This is a genomic window from Rhodopirellula sp. UH5, assembly GCF_056839225.1.
This window is the reverse complement of record NZ_CM166390.1, coordinates 2,727,795-2,742,412: the sequence shown is the minus strand read 5'-3', so window position 1 is coordinate 2,742,412 and position 14,618 is coordinate 2,727,795. Positions and strand designations below refer to the sequence as shown.

At 57.4% G+C, this 14,618-nt stretch carries 8 protein-coding genes; 2 read left to right on the top strand and 6 right to left on the bottom strand.

Annotation, left to right across the window (positions count from 1 at the left end):
- Positions 1–11: 11 nt before the first annotated feature.
- From UH5x_RS09850 to UH5x_RS09825, 6 genes are all read right to left on the bottom strand, one after another.
- Entirely contained in the window at positions 12–4,634 is a 4,623-nt protein-coding gene (locus UH5x_RS09850; protein WP_482635558.1) for a serine/threonine-protein kinase, read from the bottom strand.
- Positions 4,635–4,746: 112 nt separating this feature from the next.
- The gene (locus UH5x_RS09845; RefSeq protein ID WP_482635557.1) at positions 4,747–5,352 is read right to left on the bottom strand and encodes an RNA polymerase sigma factor; all 606 of its coding nucleotides are present in this window, start codon (positions 5,350–5,352) and stop codon (positions 4,747–4,749) included.
- Positions 5,353–5,797: 445 nt separating this feature from the next.
- The gene (locus tag UH5x_RS09840) at positions 5,798–6,493 is read right to left on the bottom strand and encodes a PAS and helix-turn-helix domain-containing protein (protein WP_236696186.1); all 696 of its coding nucleotides are present in this window, start codon (positions 6,491–6,493) and stop codon (positions 5,798–5,800) included.
- A 228-nt stretch (positions 6,494–6,721) separates the two neighbouring features.
- Positions 6,722–8,005 carry an outer membrane protein assembly factor BamB family protein gene (locus UH5x_RS09835; RefSeq protein WP_482635556.1) on the bottom strand — a complete coding sequence of 428 codons (1,284 nt, stop codon included), beginning with the start codon at positions 8,003–8,005 and terminating at the stop codon, positions 6,722–6,724.
- A gap of 39 nt (positions 8,006–8,044) precedes the next feature.
- Positions 8,045–9,238, bottom strand: coding sequence for a hypothetical protein (locus tag UH5x_RS09830; RefSeq protein ID WP_482635555.1), 1,194 nt, complete (start codon positions 9,236–9,238; stop codon positions 8,045–8,047).
- A gap of 197 nt (positions 9,239–9,435) precedes the next feature.
- On the bottom strand, positions 9,436–11,292 hold the full coding sequence (locus UH5x_RS09825; protein WP_482635554.1) for a tetratricopeptide repeat protein: 1,857 nt from the start codon (positions 11,290–11,292) through the stop codon (positions 9,436–9,438).
- A gap of 330 nt (positions 11,293–11,622) precedes the next feature.
- Between UH5x_RS09825 and UH5x_RS09820 the strand changes: the two genes are divergently transcribed.
- Both UH5x_RS09820 and UH5x_RS09815 read left to right on the top strand, forming a co-directional pair.
- Positions 11,623–12,609 (top strand): 2-hydroxyacid dehydrogenase, encoded by a 987-nt coding sequence (locus tag UH5x_RS09820; RefSeq protein ID WP_482635553.1) that lies wholly within the window; start codon positions 11,623–11,625, stop codon positions 12,607–12,609.
- Between the two features lie 119 nt (positions 12,610–12,728).
- Positions 12,729–14,435, top strand: coding sequence for a YihY/virulence factor BrkB family protein (locus UH5x_RS09815; protein ID WP_236696191.1), 1,707 nt, complete (start codon positions 12,729–12,731; stop codon positions 14,433–14,435).
- Positions 14,436–14,618 lie beyond the last annotated feature (183 nt).

The window sequence follows — 14,618 nt, the reverse complement described above, 5'->3', positions numbered from 1 at the left end:
TGCACGTTTGTTCACTCTTCGGGTGGTGGTTCCGTATGGCGAGGTTCGATGAACTGGAGGTGATCCAGCTTGATTCGACACGCCGGAACAGCTTCCGCAAAATGTTGAATGGCTTCAGGGCTTAGGTTTGCGGCTCCTGAAACATTGAGCACCTTCAAACCCTTGTTCTGTTCCAATCCTTTCAGAGCCTCATCTGAAAGGCCGGTTCGGAAGGCGTTGAGGCTGGTGAATGTGGGATGCCCTGCAACCGCTGTTGCCCACGCATCCGTGCCTTCGTGGGGGAGATACAAATGCTCCAGGTGTAGTTTTCGGAGAATCTCTTGACCGCCCACCTCCGGCACAGCGTGAACGTTCAGCACCTGCAGGTGTTGTAGCCTTGCCAGCTCAAGGATACCCCGGTCGCTTCCTATGTACTTCGCTCCCTCACTATCCCGATAACCAAAGGAGAGAGATTCTAAGTGGCTGAAGCTTGCCACGCGGCGAAGATCGTTATCCGTTGCGACCGTCCGTTCTGAAAATTCGATCGCGACCACCATGCTGGGAAGTTTTGGGAGTGGTTGACCGAGGATGACGGTGGCGATTGTGCCGATCTCAGAACGCAGGGTAACCACCGCCTTGAGTTCATGGATTGCCCAATGAATGTCCTCGCCAGGGGTTGGGCTGAAGCCGCCCGTTTCACCTTCATCGTTTTGAACTGGCGTCGCTCCATCTGTCGAACCCTCTCGGGGCGCGAGACCGGCCCACATTCGTTCGCGAGCTTCCAGAGAGTCATAGTCCGGCAACTGAATCTGGCATCCCGGTAAGGCAGCAGCAAAATGGTTGACCGCAGCGCGAGTCAGTTTTGGATTGTATCGGAGATCGATATGCTTCAACGCCGAGTTCTGTTCTAAGTTCATGAGCGACGTGTCCGTGAGATGCGTCACGAAGGCGCTGAGACTGGTAATCGTGGGATGTCCCACTGCCGCAGCCGCCCATTCATTGACGCGATCGGAAGGGAGACGCAAACTGCTGATTTGCAAATTCGCGAGAAGCTCCTTGCCACCCAGTCCAGTCCAGGAATGTAGGTCAAGCGTTCGCAAATTTGGAAGGCGTCCCAGTTCGAGGATCCCTTGAGCGGTCCCCTGAATCGTGGGAGCTCCCGTCAGCGCTTTACCGGTTGAAAAGGACTCCAGATCGGTGAATGATCCGATCCGTTGCAGGTCGGAATCGGTCGCTGTGCGAAGTGGTGTTAGTTTGATACCAACCAGTGTCCCGGGATCCTCAGGGAGCGGTTCATCCGCAGTGATGGTGGACATGCTACCGGTATCACGACGCAGGGTAATGATTGCTTTTAAAACGTCATGAGCCCAACGAATGTCTTCCTCGGGGGTTGGGCTTTTGCCGCTGTCTTTGACTGCGGTTGGCAATGGAGGACTCATCCGCGGTTCTCCACCGATCGTTTCAGTCGACGACACGTTGCGATTCACGGCACCTGACTCTTTTTCACGCGGTTCGATGAATTCCGATTTCGACAATCTGATGCGGCATCCGGGGACGGAGTCCGCGAAATGTTGAATCGCTTCGGGGCTTAGACTTCCAGCTCCAGAGAGATCGAGCAACTTCAGTCCTTTATTCTCATCCAGACCCTTCAGTGCCGCATCGGAAAGTTGTGTCCCGTAGGCGCTGATCGTGGTAAGTGTTGGATGCCCTGCCGCTGCGGCCGCCCACTCGTTGACGTCGGCCCAAGGCAGGCTTAAAGAATCAAGACGCAGGTCCTTGAGTACTTCTTCTCCACCTACTCCCGGCAGATAGTGGACGGAAAGCGACCGCAACTTGGGAAGCCTCGCTAGCTCAAGGATTCCTTGATGGCTGCCTACAAAGTTGGGGCTGGAATTAGGCGAATGGGCAAAAACAAGTGTTTCCAAATCGGCGAAGCCTGCCACGCGTTGCAGATCCAAATCGGTTGCTGATTTTTGTCCCGCCAAGGTGATGCCTACCAGTGTCCCTGGATTTTCTGGCAGCGGCTGCTCCGGGGTGACTGTGGACTCCTTTCCTGTATCACTGCGGAGGGTGATGCCTGCTTTCAAGACTTCATGAGCCCAGCGAATGTCTTCCTCGGGGGTTGGGCTTTTGCCGCTGTCTGTGACTGCGGTTGGCAATGGAGGACTCATCCGCGGTTCTCCACCGATCGCTTGTTTCCATGACACATTTCGCCGCACGCTGCCAAACTGATTTCCGCGAGGGTCAATGACCTCAAAATTTGGTAGTCGGATGCTGCATCCCGGCACGGCAGCGGTGAAGTGCTCAATCGCTGCAGGGCTTGCGACTGGGGAGTCTCCAAGATCGAGCATCTTCAACCTCTGGCCCTGTTCCAGCCCCTTCAATGCCGCGTCGGAGATGTGCGCACGGTAACAGCTTAAGCGGGTGATGGTCGGGTGTCCCGCGGCCGCTGCTGCCCATTCATTGACGCCGGCGTAAGGAAGATGCAGATACTCAAGGGCCAAATTTGCAAGCACCTTCTCACCGCCCGCTCCCTCCCGCAAAACCCCCAGATCGAGAGACCGCAACTTCGAAAGTCGCCCCAGTTCAAGCATCCCCTGAGCGGTCCCAATGAACGTCGGGGAAGATTTCGTCGTGCTGCCAAAATGGAATGACTCCAGATCGGTGAGGGAGCCCACTCGTCGCATATCCAAATCGGTTGCTGGTCTCTGTTTCGTCAAAGTGAGCCCGATCAGCTTTCCTGGAGGTTCCGGAAGCGGCTGACCGGGACCGATCGTTGAATCATGGCCTGTCTCACTACGTAACGTGATGACTGCTCTCAACTCTTCATGCGCCCATCGAATGTCTTCATTGAGGGGGGAGGTGGTGGGCTGTTCAGTGCCGCTCGCTAACGCTGGCGATGTTGACTTCGGCAGTGGCTTGCGAGCTGGCGTAGGAACACGAGTTTGTTTTTGACCAAGCATCGATCCATCTGACGTTGTGGCTTGCAGCACGCCGTCCATCAGCTCGACTTTGACGGTCGTCGTCTCACCTCTTTTCAACGTGAATTGCTTCGTGTCAAAGCTGAGATCTCCCTGGGTGACCGTGAGTGTGTGCTCACCCGCTGCCATGGAAATCGGATCTTTGTCATCCCTGTGCAAGACAATGCGATCACCTTTGACGCGGACCTCGATGTCGGGATCGTTGATTTCAACTCGCAACATTCCCTGGGGCGTCAGGAGGAAAAAAACGCCGGCGGCAAACAGCATCATTGCGGCACCGCCGAGTCCAGCGACCAGCGGCCAGACACGGCGGCCACCGCTCATGGATGAACCGGTTTGCAAGACTGGCTTCGCGACAGTCTTGCTGGCGCTCGGTTCGTTGGTATTCGGTTGCCCCGCCAACGATACGAAACTCGTCGTCGCAGTTTCTGCGTCGGCTGCGCCTGCGAAGAAACTCGGTGACGCAGCATCCGCAGATGGATCGACCAATAGGCTTTGCAAGTCATGGCCTGCGGTCAGCGGTGCCAATGCCGCAGCCAATTCGTCGGGGGTTTGGAAACGGTCGTCGGGACTTTTGGCCAGCATCTTGTCGACGATCGCAATCAGGCCGGCGGGCAAGCCCGCGCGTTGCTTTGCAAGCGGGGGCGGCGTGGTATTCACATGTGCCATCGCCTTGTAGATCGCATTTTGGTACTTGGCATCTTGAAAAGGGGCATGACCGCAGAGCAACCGATACAGCGTGCATCCCAGCGAATAGATATCCGCTCGAATATCCACGGCGTGACTGTTGGTGACTTGCTCGGGAGCAATGTAGTCGAGCGTCCCCATGACTTGCCCCGCCGAAGTCAGGCCGTCGTCAGCATCCAGTGGTGTCTCCAGAAGAGCGAGTCCCATGTCCAGGAGTTTGACTTGCCCTGATTGGGTCAGCATCAGATTGGATGGCTTGATATCTCGATGAACCAATCCATTGTCGTTGGCATGGGACAGCCCCACCGCTGCTTGCCGAATGATTTCACAAGCGTCGGCCGTTGGGAGCGGGCCATGGCGACTTGCAATCACGGCGACGTCATCGCCGTCGACCAATTCCATGACGAGGTAGTGGATGCCCTCGAATTCACCCGCGTCGCTGGCGCGGACAATGTTGGGGTGATCCAGTTGCCCCACGGCGTGCATCTCTCGATCGAAGCGTGCAACCGCCGATGCATTCTTGAGCAAATTCGGCGGCAAAACTTTCAGAGCCACCATTCTCCGTAGCCGCGTGTGCTTCGCTCGATAGACAGCTCCCATGCCGCCCTGACCCAATTTCTCCAGCAAAACATATTGTGCCAATCGCCCCGTCATTTGGGCAGGGATCTCCGCCTTGGGCTCGGGCTGCACCGTCGCGGTGTCCGTCGAGAAAGTGGCCTCTTGGTCGCTGGGGCTCTCCAAACCAATCGCTTGAACGAGTTCGATCGCTCGCTCATGCCCGGCTTCCTTGGCGTACGAATCCTCGGGTTGCGGGAGCCGAATTTTGCCGATCAGTGTGTCCGCATTCGATTCCAAACTGATGAGTGTGTCTTCACACTCGGGGCAGGCCTCGACGTGGTTGGAGATGTCGAGCGACAAGTCTTCGCTGAGTGTCCCACTCGCGTAGTCGCTCAGTTTTTCTGCGGGTGGACAATCATCGGAGGCCATCACTTCACCTCAAGGGGCTGCACTGAATACTTGATACATCGATGACATTGATTTCCGACGACCAAGATGTCTCTGCTAAACATTCGTGAGGGCGCCACACAGAAATGGAAGGTTAACCGCTTTCGAGAGGGAACTCGTCACGCAGCTCTGTGCGGAGTTGTTTCAGCACTCGATACTTGGCCTGACGAACCGCCTTTTTGTTCATCCCCAACTCATCAGCAACTTCCTGGGCTGAGCGGTTGTCGACAGTCATCCTCCAAAAAGCTTGCCAAGTGCGCTCTTCAAAATCAGACTTCATCAAGCCCAGGGCTCGGTGAATGATCCAGGTGTCCGCATCAAACGAAGAATCAATGCTCGATTCATCGGAGCAAGAATCGAGAACCTGTTTCATTTTCTCGTGGGCAACCGATCCACCCTCGGCTCGGGGATTGGCTGTCAATCGACGAAAGTGATCCATCAACTTGTGGTGGGTGATTCCCCACAACCAGCGGCGAAAGCTCCCGGACTGAATGCTCTCGCGATAGGAATCGATGCCTGTCGAAACGCTGCGGAATACTTCTTGAACCAAGTCGTCGGCGTCAACTTGCTGCAACTTCGATCGGCGTGCCCAGCGGTAAACCAAAGGGCAATAGATCATCGAAAATCGAGACCAAGCATCCGATTCGCGGTTGCGAAGTCGAACGATCAAGCTGCGGGAAGTGTCTTCGTGAGTTGACATAGAATTCGACGCAGAAGCAAACTCCGCAACAGGGATATCGCGGCCGTAAAATGTGCGGGGGGTGCAGTCTGAGCCGTTGGGATGCCGTGTCAAGTCCCTGTGTGGTCACATGGAAGACGTTTGGGACCACCAGCCGAGCGTGATTGCCCCTGAAAGCCAGTGTTTTCAAAGGAGCAATTCATGGAGGCGAGGGAGGTTCAGATGGCACAGGAACCATTTCCGTCGCTGGAGAGTTTGGTTGCCACCTGATCGACGCCGGTCTGCCCGAATGAAATGATCTCGCGGCCCCAGAACACTGACACCGATTCATGGCGCGTTGTTGAATCGTTGAACGGAACGATTCACTTGATCGTCACCTGGTGCAGCATCCAGTGCAGACGTCCAACAGTCACCAGAATGGTCCTAAGTGGAGAGTGATGTTGGGCAACCGAGCCGCCGAGCTCGGTTAAACGGTTGAAGAGGATGCTTCTGTGTTCACTGGCAACAAGTCAGGCGTGCAATCGTGCGGTTTTCTGACGGCGTCAAAGCGTTGCAACGGCAGGTGTTCCGGACGAAGGCCCGCTTGGGCAACCAACCGCGTGAGTTGTGAGATCGATGAGACACCAAGCTTGTGACCAATCTCCGTTTTGTGCCGCTCGATCGTCCGGGGACTGCGGTACAGGAGTCGCGAGACTTCGGGAACGCTGTTGCCTTGTCCCAGCAACACGAGCACCTCCAATTCGCGAGGACTGAGCACCGAGAGCGGTCCTAAGTCGATGAACTGACTTTGCGTTTCCTTGATGTTCCCTTCTGGGATCACGCCATCCAGCCGGGTCAGAATCACTGCAAAATGCTGATCGTCATCATGGTGAGGGTAGAACGACGAAACCAGCATCCGACCGCAGTAGATGTGTGTGGCTCGAAGTGGCTTGTTCGTGTCGATGACCTCTTGGACCCAGGACATTCGTTCACGGACGTATTCCTCCGAAAAGACATCGTGAAGGTTTTTGTCGAGCAAGTCCTCGTCGTCGACTCCGAACAAACGGAGGGCGGCGTGATTGTAATGAATGATCTGGCCATTCTCCCCGACGACCGTCAGGCCAACGTCCGGTTCTTGGTCAAACACTTTCAACCAATCGATCGATTTTAGTTCGGTGCGCATGGCTTCCTCGGATGGATTCACGTTGTTGGGAACGACAAACGCGAACGTTCGCGGTGCCGCCTCAAGGACACCAGAGGCAAGTGCTGTGCCAATTGAGCGAATTCGCTCATGGAGTGACGGCCACGTGACGTCGATATGACTTATGGGGCGAGGCCGCTCCTGGCGACCTGCGGTTTTTGAACCCAGGTCGCCGGAGCGGCCGAGTTTAAAACGACCAGTTCAATAAAATCATTCCGGGGCGGGCTTGGATTCCGTGCCAGTCGGTTGAGCGAGCTTGATCAGCGACGAATCGCTGCGAAGGAACAGCGAACCATCCGAGACCGCGGGGGTGGCAAGCATTGGACCGGTGAATTCCGCAATGCCGAGGACTTCTACTTTGGTGGTGCCGGAATCTCCCTCGTTCTCACTGGCGTCGACTTCGCCGACCACCGTGATGGTTCCGGATTGGTCGACCACATAAATCCCCGAGGCAGTGGCGATGGGGGTGGCCCAGACGGATTTGACATCTCGCATGCGAGTCTTCCAGGTCGATTCGCCGGTCGAAAAGTCCGCGGCAGCGAGGACTGATCCTTGGTTCACGATCACCTGCCCATGGTGGACGACGGGCGAAGCACTCCTGCAATTCAGACGAGTGTTTTCCCACGCGATTGGGAACGACGGTTCGCGAAGGTTGAAAGCGGTGATGCCGTTGCCTGGGACCAGCAACAGGGGAGGAGCCCAGGTGGGGGACGATGTGATGCTGCCGGAGATCGCGAGCGTTGCGATGAGTTCACCGGAGCGAGCTGCCACGATTTCGATGCCATCGGAATTCTGAAACACGAACGCGGGATTGGGCAATCGAACTGCGACGGGAGTGGCCCAGCCAGAACGCCGTGGTCGCGACCGCGTCCAAAGAGTTTCGCCGGTTTCAAGATCGACGCCGCTGGAAAAGGAGTCGCCTTGGTTCTCCAACTGAACAGCAACCACGTCGTCCAGGATCACAGGGGAACTGCTCATGGAGACATCGTTGCCAGTGCGTGGGTGATCCACCGCGAGGGCTCGATACCAAAGCGGCGTGCCGTCCGTTTTCAAGCAAACCAAATCGCACGAACTGAACAGAGCGACGATCTTTTCGCCATCGCTGGCTGGAGATGGCGAGGCATTGGCGCTGGTTGGATGGGTGTAGGGTCGTCCCAAAGCATGCAGAGTGCGGAGCCATCGGCGTGATCCGTCTTCGGCGTCAAACGCTTCGATGTACAGGTCCCGTTCGTCTTCTCCTCCGCTGCTGGTGACCACGACGGAATCACCAATCACGATGGGGCTGCTGATGCCCCGGGCTGCCGTGGGGACTTCCCAAGTCGCCGGGAGGGAATCGTCGACCGGAAGAGGTGTGATCTCACTGGACGAGGATGTGGTGTCCGACCCGCGAAATTGCAGCCAATCCAGGGCCGATGCATGGGGAGAAAACACTCCAAGTCCGGCAATGCTCGCTGCGAACAGTCCGAGGCGGATGGAGCGAGAGGAGAGAGGCATGACAGTCAGGTCCTGAGGAAGTCGTTGGTGAGAAAAGACTCAGCGAGCGGCGTTGACCACGGTCACGGGAATCCCGCGGCCAGTTGAATCCGTCAACCGAAACTGAAAGTGCCAATCCTGAGCCCAGGGTTCGGTTTGGTTGTTCTGGCAAATTTTCAACAGGACCGAATTCAGCCCAGGGTGAAGTCGGCAGTTCGAGACATACTGATCGATGCTCGAACCGGAGTGGTACACCTCGTTGCTCAGGACTGGTTCCCCGTTGACCCAAACCTTGTTGGCGTTGATGGAACCCAGGCGTGCTTGGGCGTCCGTCGTTTCGTCCTCGGGCAATTCGAAATAACACACCGCGTAGGCGATTGCCTCTTTGGCGTTGTTGTAGGTTGGATTCAAATCCACCATCCCGGCGTTGTCGTTCGTGGCAAGCGGTTGCCAATCGAGCATTTCGTCTGCTGGCGTGGGATCGTTTCCCGACGACGGCTTTGCGGCAAACGATTGATCCAGCAGTTCGACGTCGAGCGGTGAGTCGGCGTACTTGGTTTCCACATCGGTGACCTGGTCGAAACCCTGACTGTCTTGGTTGTCGAAGGGAGCGATCACGTGCCAACGCATGATCATCGCAAGCTGTTTGGCGAGCTGAACCGGGCGGTCGAGTTTTTTCAGGGAACCGGTGATGTCTCGGAGGTGGTCTGGATGTCGGGCCAAGGGGAGCAGTTCAAGATAGGCCTCGATGGCGTTCTCCCCTTCCAAATCGTCCGCCAGCTTCAGTTTTCGTTGAATTGCCAAGTACCGAAGCGGGATGAACGGGTCGTCAACGGCTTGCTCGAGCAACGTTTCGAGTCGTTCGGGATCGCGGTCGATGAGGTGGCGATAAACCAGGTACCGGGCATCGCCATCGAGCGTCCGATCATTGAAGAACGTCAGCAAGTCAGCGTCAAAGGACCGCTCTGTTGAACCCGTTTTCGCTTTGGAATCGGCCAGCTCGATTTGTTGCGAGGCCAGCAAACGTAGCCAGTTCTTGGCTCGCGGGTTGGCCTCCGCCATCGAATTCAGCGTCGCGAAAAGTTGCGGCGTTGTGACAGGAGTCGCCTGCAGGGACTCTGACATCAACTCCATCGCGGCCGCGTGACCGACTCCTTCTGCTTCGACGCCGTTGAGTGTTTTCACCAAGCGGTTGGCGATGGTCTCAGTGGCGCTCGGCGGGGCTGCGAAGACGATGCCGTGGGCCGACGTCATTGCGGTTAGCCACACGCTGGCTACCAACCAAGAGAGGCACGGACGTGCGGTCCGTGGCGGGAATCGATGCAGCGGCATGGGAGCACTCGGAAGGGAAGCGGGACGAATCCCGCTCAGAAGTGAGCGAAGTTGACTTGGCTCATCCTACCGCACTTCCGAGAGTGCGGTTGTCGGCGACCGGCTCCGAGGACCTGCTCTCAGGTGTCAATCAAGTCATCAGGGGACAGCAATGGGATCTCATTTTCTTCGGTGTCCTGTTTCTCACGCCAGGGTTCGTTGGCGCGATAGGATTCCAGCTCTTCTTGAAGTTGTTCAAGTTGAACCGATTCTTCATCGGCGCCGTCTGCGATTTCTTTCTTGGCAGCTTCCACCGCCTTTTCGCTCCATTTGATCGCGTTTTCGAAGTCACCCGCTTCGGCGTATCCCGCTGCCAACGTGCTGAGGATGTGCCCTTCGGCTTCCTCCGTCATTTCGACGGCTCGCAGTCCAAGTTCGAGTGAACGCGCACCGTTTCGAACTTCATCTTTCGGCGAAGTCGCAAGCACCCAAGCCAGGTTGTTGAGAACACTGGGCAGAATGATCGAGTCGGCTTCTTTCTCGGCATCGAGGTTGGTCAGCGCTTTTTCGTAGTCCGCGATGGCTTCGGCGTGATCGCCAACCGCCAAGTAGGCGTCGCCACGAGAACGCAGGACCGAAGCGTTTTTCGGATCGCGATCGAGCACACCGCTGAGCATCTCGATGGCTTGCCGAGGCCGGTCGTCTTGCAAGTACAAGGTCGCCAATTGCAATTGGCGATAAACATCGTCTGGGCTGCGGTCAATCAAGATTTTCATGTCGTTGATCGCGTCCGCCATGCGACCCTCTTCCACCGCGATGAAGCAACGAACCACGATCGCTTGATCAAGTTGTTCGACTTGCGGTGCCAGGTCGATGGCGGCGTCCAGGTCACGTTTGGCGTCCTTCACATCGTTGCGTCGCAGAGAAATCTCAGCTCGTTGCAGCAGGGCGATTGGGTCCTTGGGCTGCATCGCGAGGGCCTTGTTCAAATCGGCCAACGCATCGCCTTCACGATCCATGTTGGTGTACAGCAACGCCCGCAGACGATACAGCCCTTCGCTGGGGCGAGCCTGAATGGTCTTGCTCAGCAGTTCCAACGCGTCGTCGGTTCGATCGAGTTCGACCAGTTGCTGAACCGTGGCAGCGGCGATTTGTTCGTTGGTGGGGTCGAGTTCCAGCACCTTTTGCAAATCTTCGACGGCTTCGTTGATCTTGCCCGCTTGCATTCGCAGACCAGCCCGCTGACGAACGGCATCCGCGTTGGAGGGGTCCAGTTCAATGGCTTTGGAAAGGTCGGCCAGTTGATCCTCGGTTTTGTCTTGGGTCATCGCACGGAGCAAGTAAGCCGTGCTGAGTTCCTTGGGATCGTCTTGGAGCAATTCGATGGCGGCGGAGGTGGCTTTGGCGATCCGTTCTTCGTCCCCGTCGGGAAGCAAGTTCAAACGCGCGATCAGCATGTGGGCTTCGGCCAATTCCGGATCGTTTTCGATCGCTTGGTCGAGAACCCGCAGGGCTTCGTCACGCATTTGCAACGCGCGGCGACCTCTCATGCGAGTCATTGCGCCGGCCATGCCTTGGCCTCGCTGAAGTTGGATGCTGCCGAGCATCTTTTTCGCAAAGGACTGATTTTCGTCATCGAGGCCTTTGGCCAAGGCTGATTCGATCAACGAGGCGACCGCTTCCAGGTCTTCATTGGATTCGGCATCAATGCGTTTCAGCACCGCTTCGTCCAAATCCGCTTGGCCGGGATCCGTCGACTGCTTCATTTGCGAGGGCAGCAACGGGGGCGCGCCGGGGGGCACGGGCGTGACCGGAGGCGCCGGTTGAGTCGTCGGAGCCTGTTCGGTGACGGATTCTTGGCCCTGGACCGAGTCAACGGGCAACGCAGAGAAACAAAGGACCGCGACGCCCGCCAAGACGCGAGGGTGGCCGAGTGTGTCGGCGAAGGGACGGTAGAGGTTCATGAGTGAACGCTGGCCGCTGCGTCGATGATTCATCCAGAAGTCTCGTCGAAGGGAAAAGGGTCAAATTGGAAGGGTGGGGTCAGGGTCCGTCTTCGGAACCGGACTTGCTGGGGCTGTTCGGCTTGCAAATCTGTTCGCATCGCAAGGCACGCGGGTTCAGGAAAGGATCACTGTTTCCATTCGCTGATCCGGCACCCAATTGATCTGGAACCCAGATGCCATTTTGAAACCAGACGCGATTTTGAACCCCGTGTCTCGCAGGCGGACTCCATCGTATCATTTTTAGGTCACGAGAAGCCCTGGTCGCGGGACTAGGATCCATTATGCCGGTTTCGAAGAAAGCCGCGAAGGGGAATTGAGAAGATGGAGAGCCACGAAGCAGTCAAACGGCCCCGTGTTTTGGTCACGCGGCAGACCCCTGGTGAGTCTTTGCAGCGTTTGCGGGAGGTTTGTGAGGTCGAGGTTTGGCCGGAAACGATGCCGCCCAGTCGCGAGGAACTGTGTCGGTTGGTGAAAGGCCGCCACGGATTGCTGACGATGCTCAGCGACCGGATCGACGGGGAGCTGATGGAGATCGCCGGGGACCAGTTGGCGGTGATCAGCAACTACGCCGTCGGATTCAATAACATTGACGTCGATGCGGCCAAGACGCGAGGCATTGCGGTCGGAAACACGCCAGACGTGTTGACCGATGCCACCGCTGATTTGGCCGTCGCGTTGTTGTTTGCTGCTTCACGGCACGTCCTGCCGGCGGGCAATCAAGTTCGTGAGGGCGAGTGGAAAACCTGGGAGCCAACGGGCTGGCTGGGTGTCGAACCGGCCGGCAAAACGCTGGGGATCGTCGGCATGGGACGCATTGGTCGGGCAACCGCACGGCGATTGGTTGGCGGATGGGGCATGAACCTGCTGTACACCTCACGCAGTGACCAAGCCGAGGTGGAAAAAGAATTGGGTGGCCGCCGCGTCGAACTCGACACTTTGTTGGCCGAAAGCGACTTCGTTTCGGTGCACGTCGCTCTGACCGACGAGACTCGCAACCTGATCGACGCGGAGGCGATTTCGAAAATGAAGTCCACCTCGGTGTTGGTGAACACGGCTCGCGGTGAGATTGTGGATCAAGACGCGCTGGTCGAGGCTCTGGAAAACCGGTCGATTTTCGGGGCGGGGTTGGATGTCACGACGCCTGAGCCTCTGTCGGCCGAGCACCCGTTGGTGAAGTCCGCTCATTGTGTGATTTTGCCGCACATCGGCAGCGCGACTCACACCAGTCGAAATGCGATGGCTGAGATTGCGGTCGACAACTTGATCGCGGGCTTGTCCGGTCGACCGCTTCGATGCTCGGTGACGTGATGAATTGGTGAGTGCCTGCCAAACCGATTGGATCGCAGCGTGCCAACTCACAACGCTTTCCCATTGAGACCCTCGTTTCGATTTCTCCTCCCACCGACCACCCCTCCAAGGAAAACACCGTGCGTCACTGGTGGAACTACCTCGTCGAAACGATTGAGCGACCCAGGGATGAGCTGTCCCGACGCCAGCATCAACTGCGCACCGCCTGGGACCTTGTCATTCACTGTGGCGAACAATTGCACCGCCATCGAGCCGAAGGAATGGCGGCGGAGTTGACCTATCGAACGATCTTCTCGTTGATCCCCGTCGTGGTGTTGGGGCTGGTGATGTTTCGCGTCTTCGGTGGGCTCGACGACGTGCAACTGCGAGTGGAGAACCAGTTGTATTCGTTCTTTGGCGTGCCGCAGATTCCCGCCGAATACATCCCGGTTCCAGAACCGGATCCGGGGGCGTTGCCGATCGAGCTCGCGGTGGATGCGTCGGAAGTGAACACGCCGGACTTCGGTGATCCGGACGACGCCGTGATTGAAACCGTCGTGGAGGCTGAACGGGAAGACCCAGACAAGTTGGCAGATGCTGCGATGGAAGCCGGAGGACTGGGGGGCGGATCGGATGGCCAGTTGCAAGGCAACGTGACAGTCCCAGCGATCGACGGTTATCCACCCACGGCGGAAGACGCGGCCGGGGAAGTTGTCGATGCAGAAGAACTGGTGGGAAAAGCGGAGGCCGACGATCAGGCACGCGAAATCATTCGCCAGACGTTGCATGGTGCGACGTCCAAGATTGCTTCGCTGGATTTTGCTTCGATTGGAGTTTTTGGATTGCTGCTGTTCATCTACGCGGCCGTTGCGTTGGCGGATGCGACGGAATATCTGTTCAATCGAATCTTCGATGCACCGACGCAGCGTCCGATCCATTTGCGAGTGGCGGTTCACTGGTCGATCATCACGCTGGGCAGCGGGCTGCTTGCACTCAGTCTTTACATGTCAGCGCAGGTCATCGATTGGTTTGGGGATTTGGGAGCAGGCTCGGGGCCGGTTTGGATTTTGCAGCATGCGTTGTCGCTGCTGGCCGCTTGGGTGTTGTTGTTCCTGTTGTACGCGTTGATGCCCAACACCCATGTTTCCGTGCGCGCCGCTGTGATGGGATCGGCGGTGAGTGCGGTGCTGTGGGAATTCGCCAAGTACGGTTTTCAAATCTACGTGACCACGGCGGTGCCTTACTTGGAACTGTACGGGTCGATCGGTGTGATCCCGTTGTTCCTGCTCTGGATCTATTTGACTTGGTTGATCGTGTTGTTCGGTTTGATTCTGACTTACACCCTGCAAACCGTCCGTGGCAAAGAGTTCCGCCGACGCAGCGAACAACAAGAGGATCTGCCGGCGGGCGATCCGGACTGGATGCTGCCGATCATGACGGAAGTTGCCATCGCTTTTGCCGGCGGAGAGGCGGTGGGGCGTCAGGAATTGTCTGATCGCTTGGGGCTTTCCAGTCGAGTGGTGCACGAGATGGAAACGCGACTCATTGAAGGCAACTTTCTGCGGCGTGTTGTGACGGGGCCGGGGCAGGAGAATCAGCTCACACTCGCTCGCCCCGCCAAGACGATTCTGTTGGCCGAAGTGATGCGACTGGCTCATCGGTTCCGCCCGGCGAGCAACCACCCGGCTTGGAAGACTTTGGCGGAGCTGAAGGAAGCCGAGTGTGTGGCCGCGGGAACGCGTTCGCTGGCGGAGTGGATGGGCGGGGATCCACCAGCCTCAGCGGGCGATCCTTCCGCCGTCCCGGTTGTTTCCGAGGCCGGCGAGAATGGCAACGTGTCTGGCTGAGTGAAGTTGCCTGAACGGAGGTTGTGGCGGGGTCGCTGCGCTTGACACTGGATGACGGGGCCAGGACGATGAGAGCGGCCTTCGAAAGCCTTTCCGAAGGAAAAATCGCCTTCCTCGCATCCTTTCAGGGCCTCTTCCGATCTGGCAGCTTCGCCTGGATTGAAATGTGCCGCCCTCTTGAGA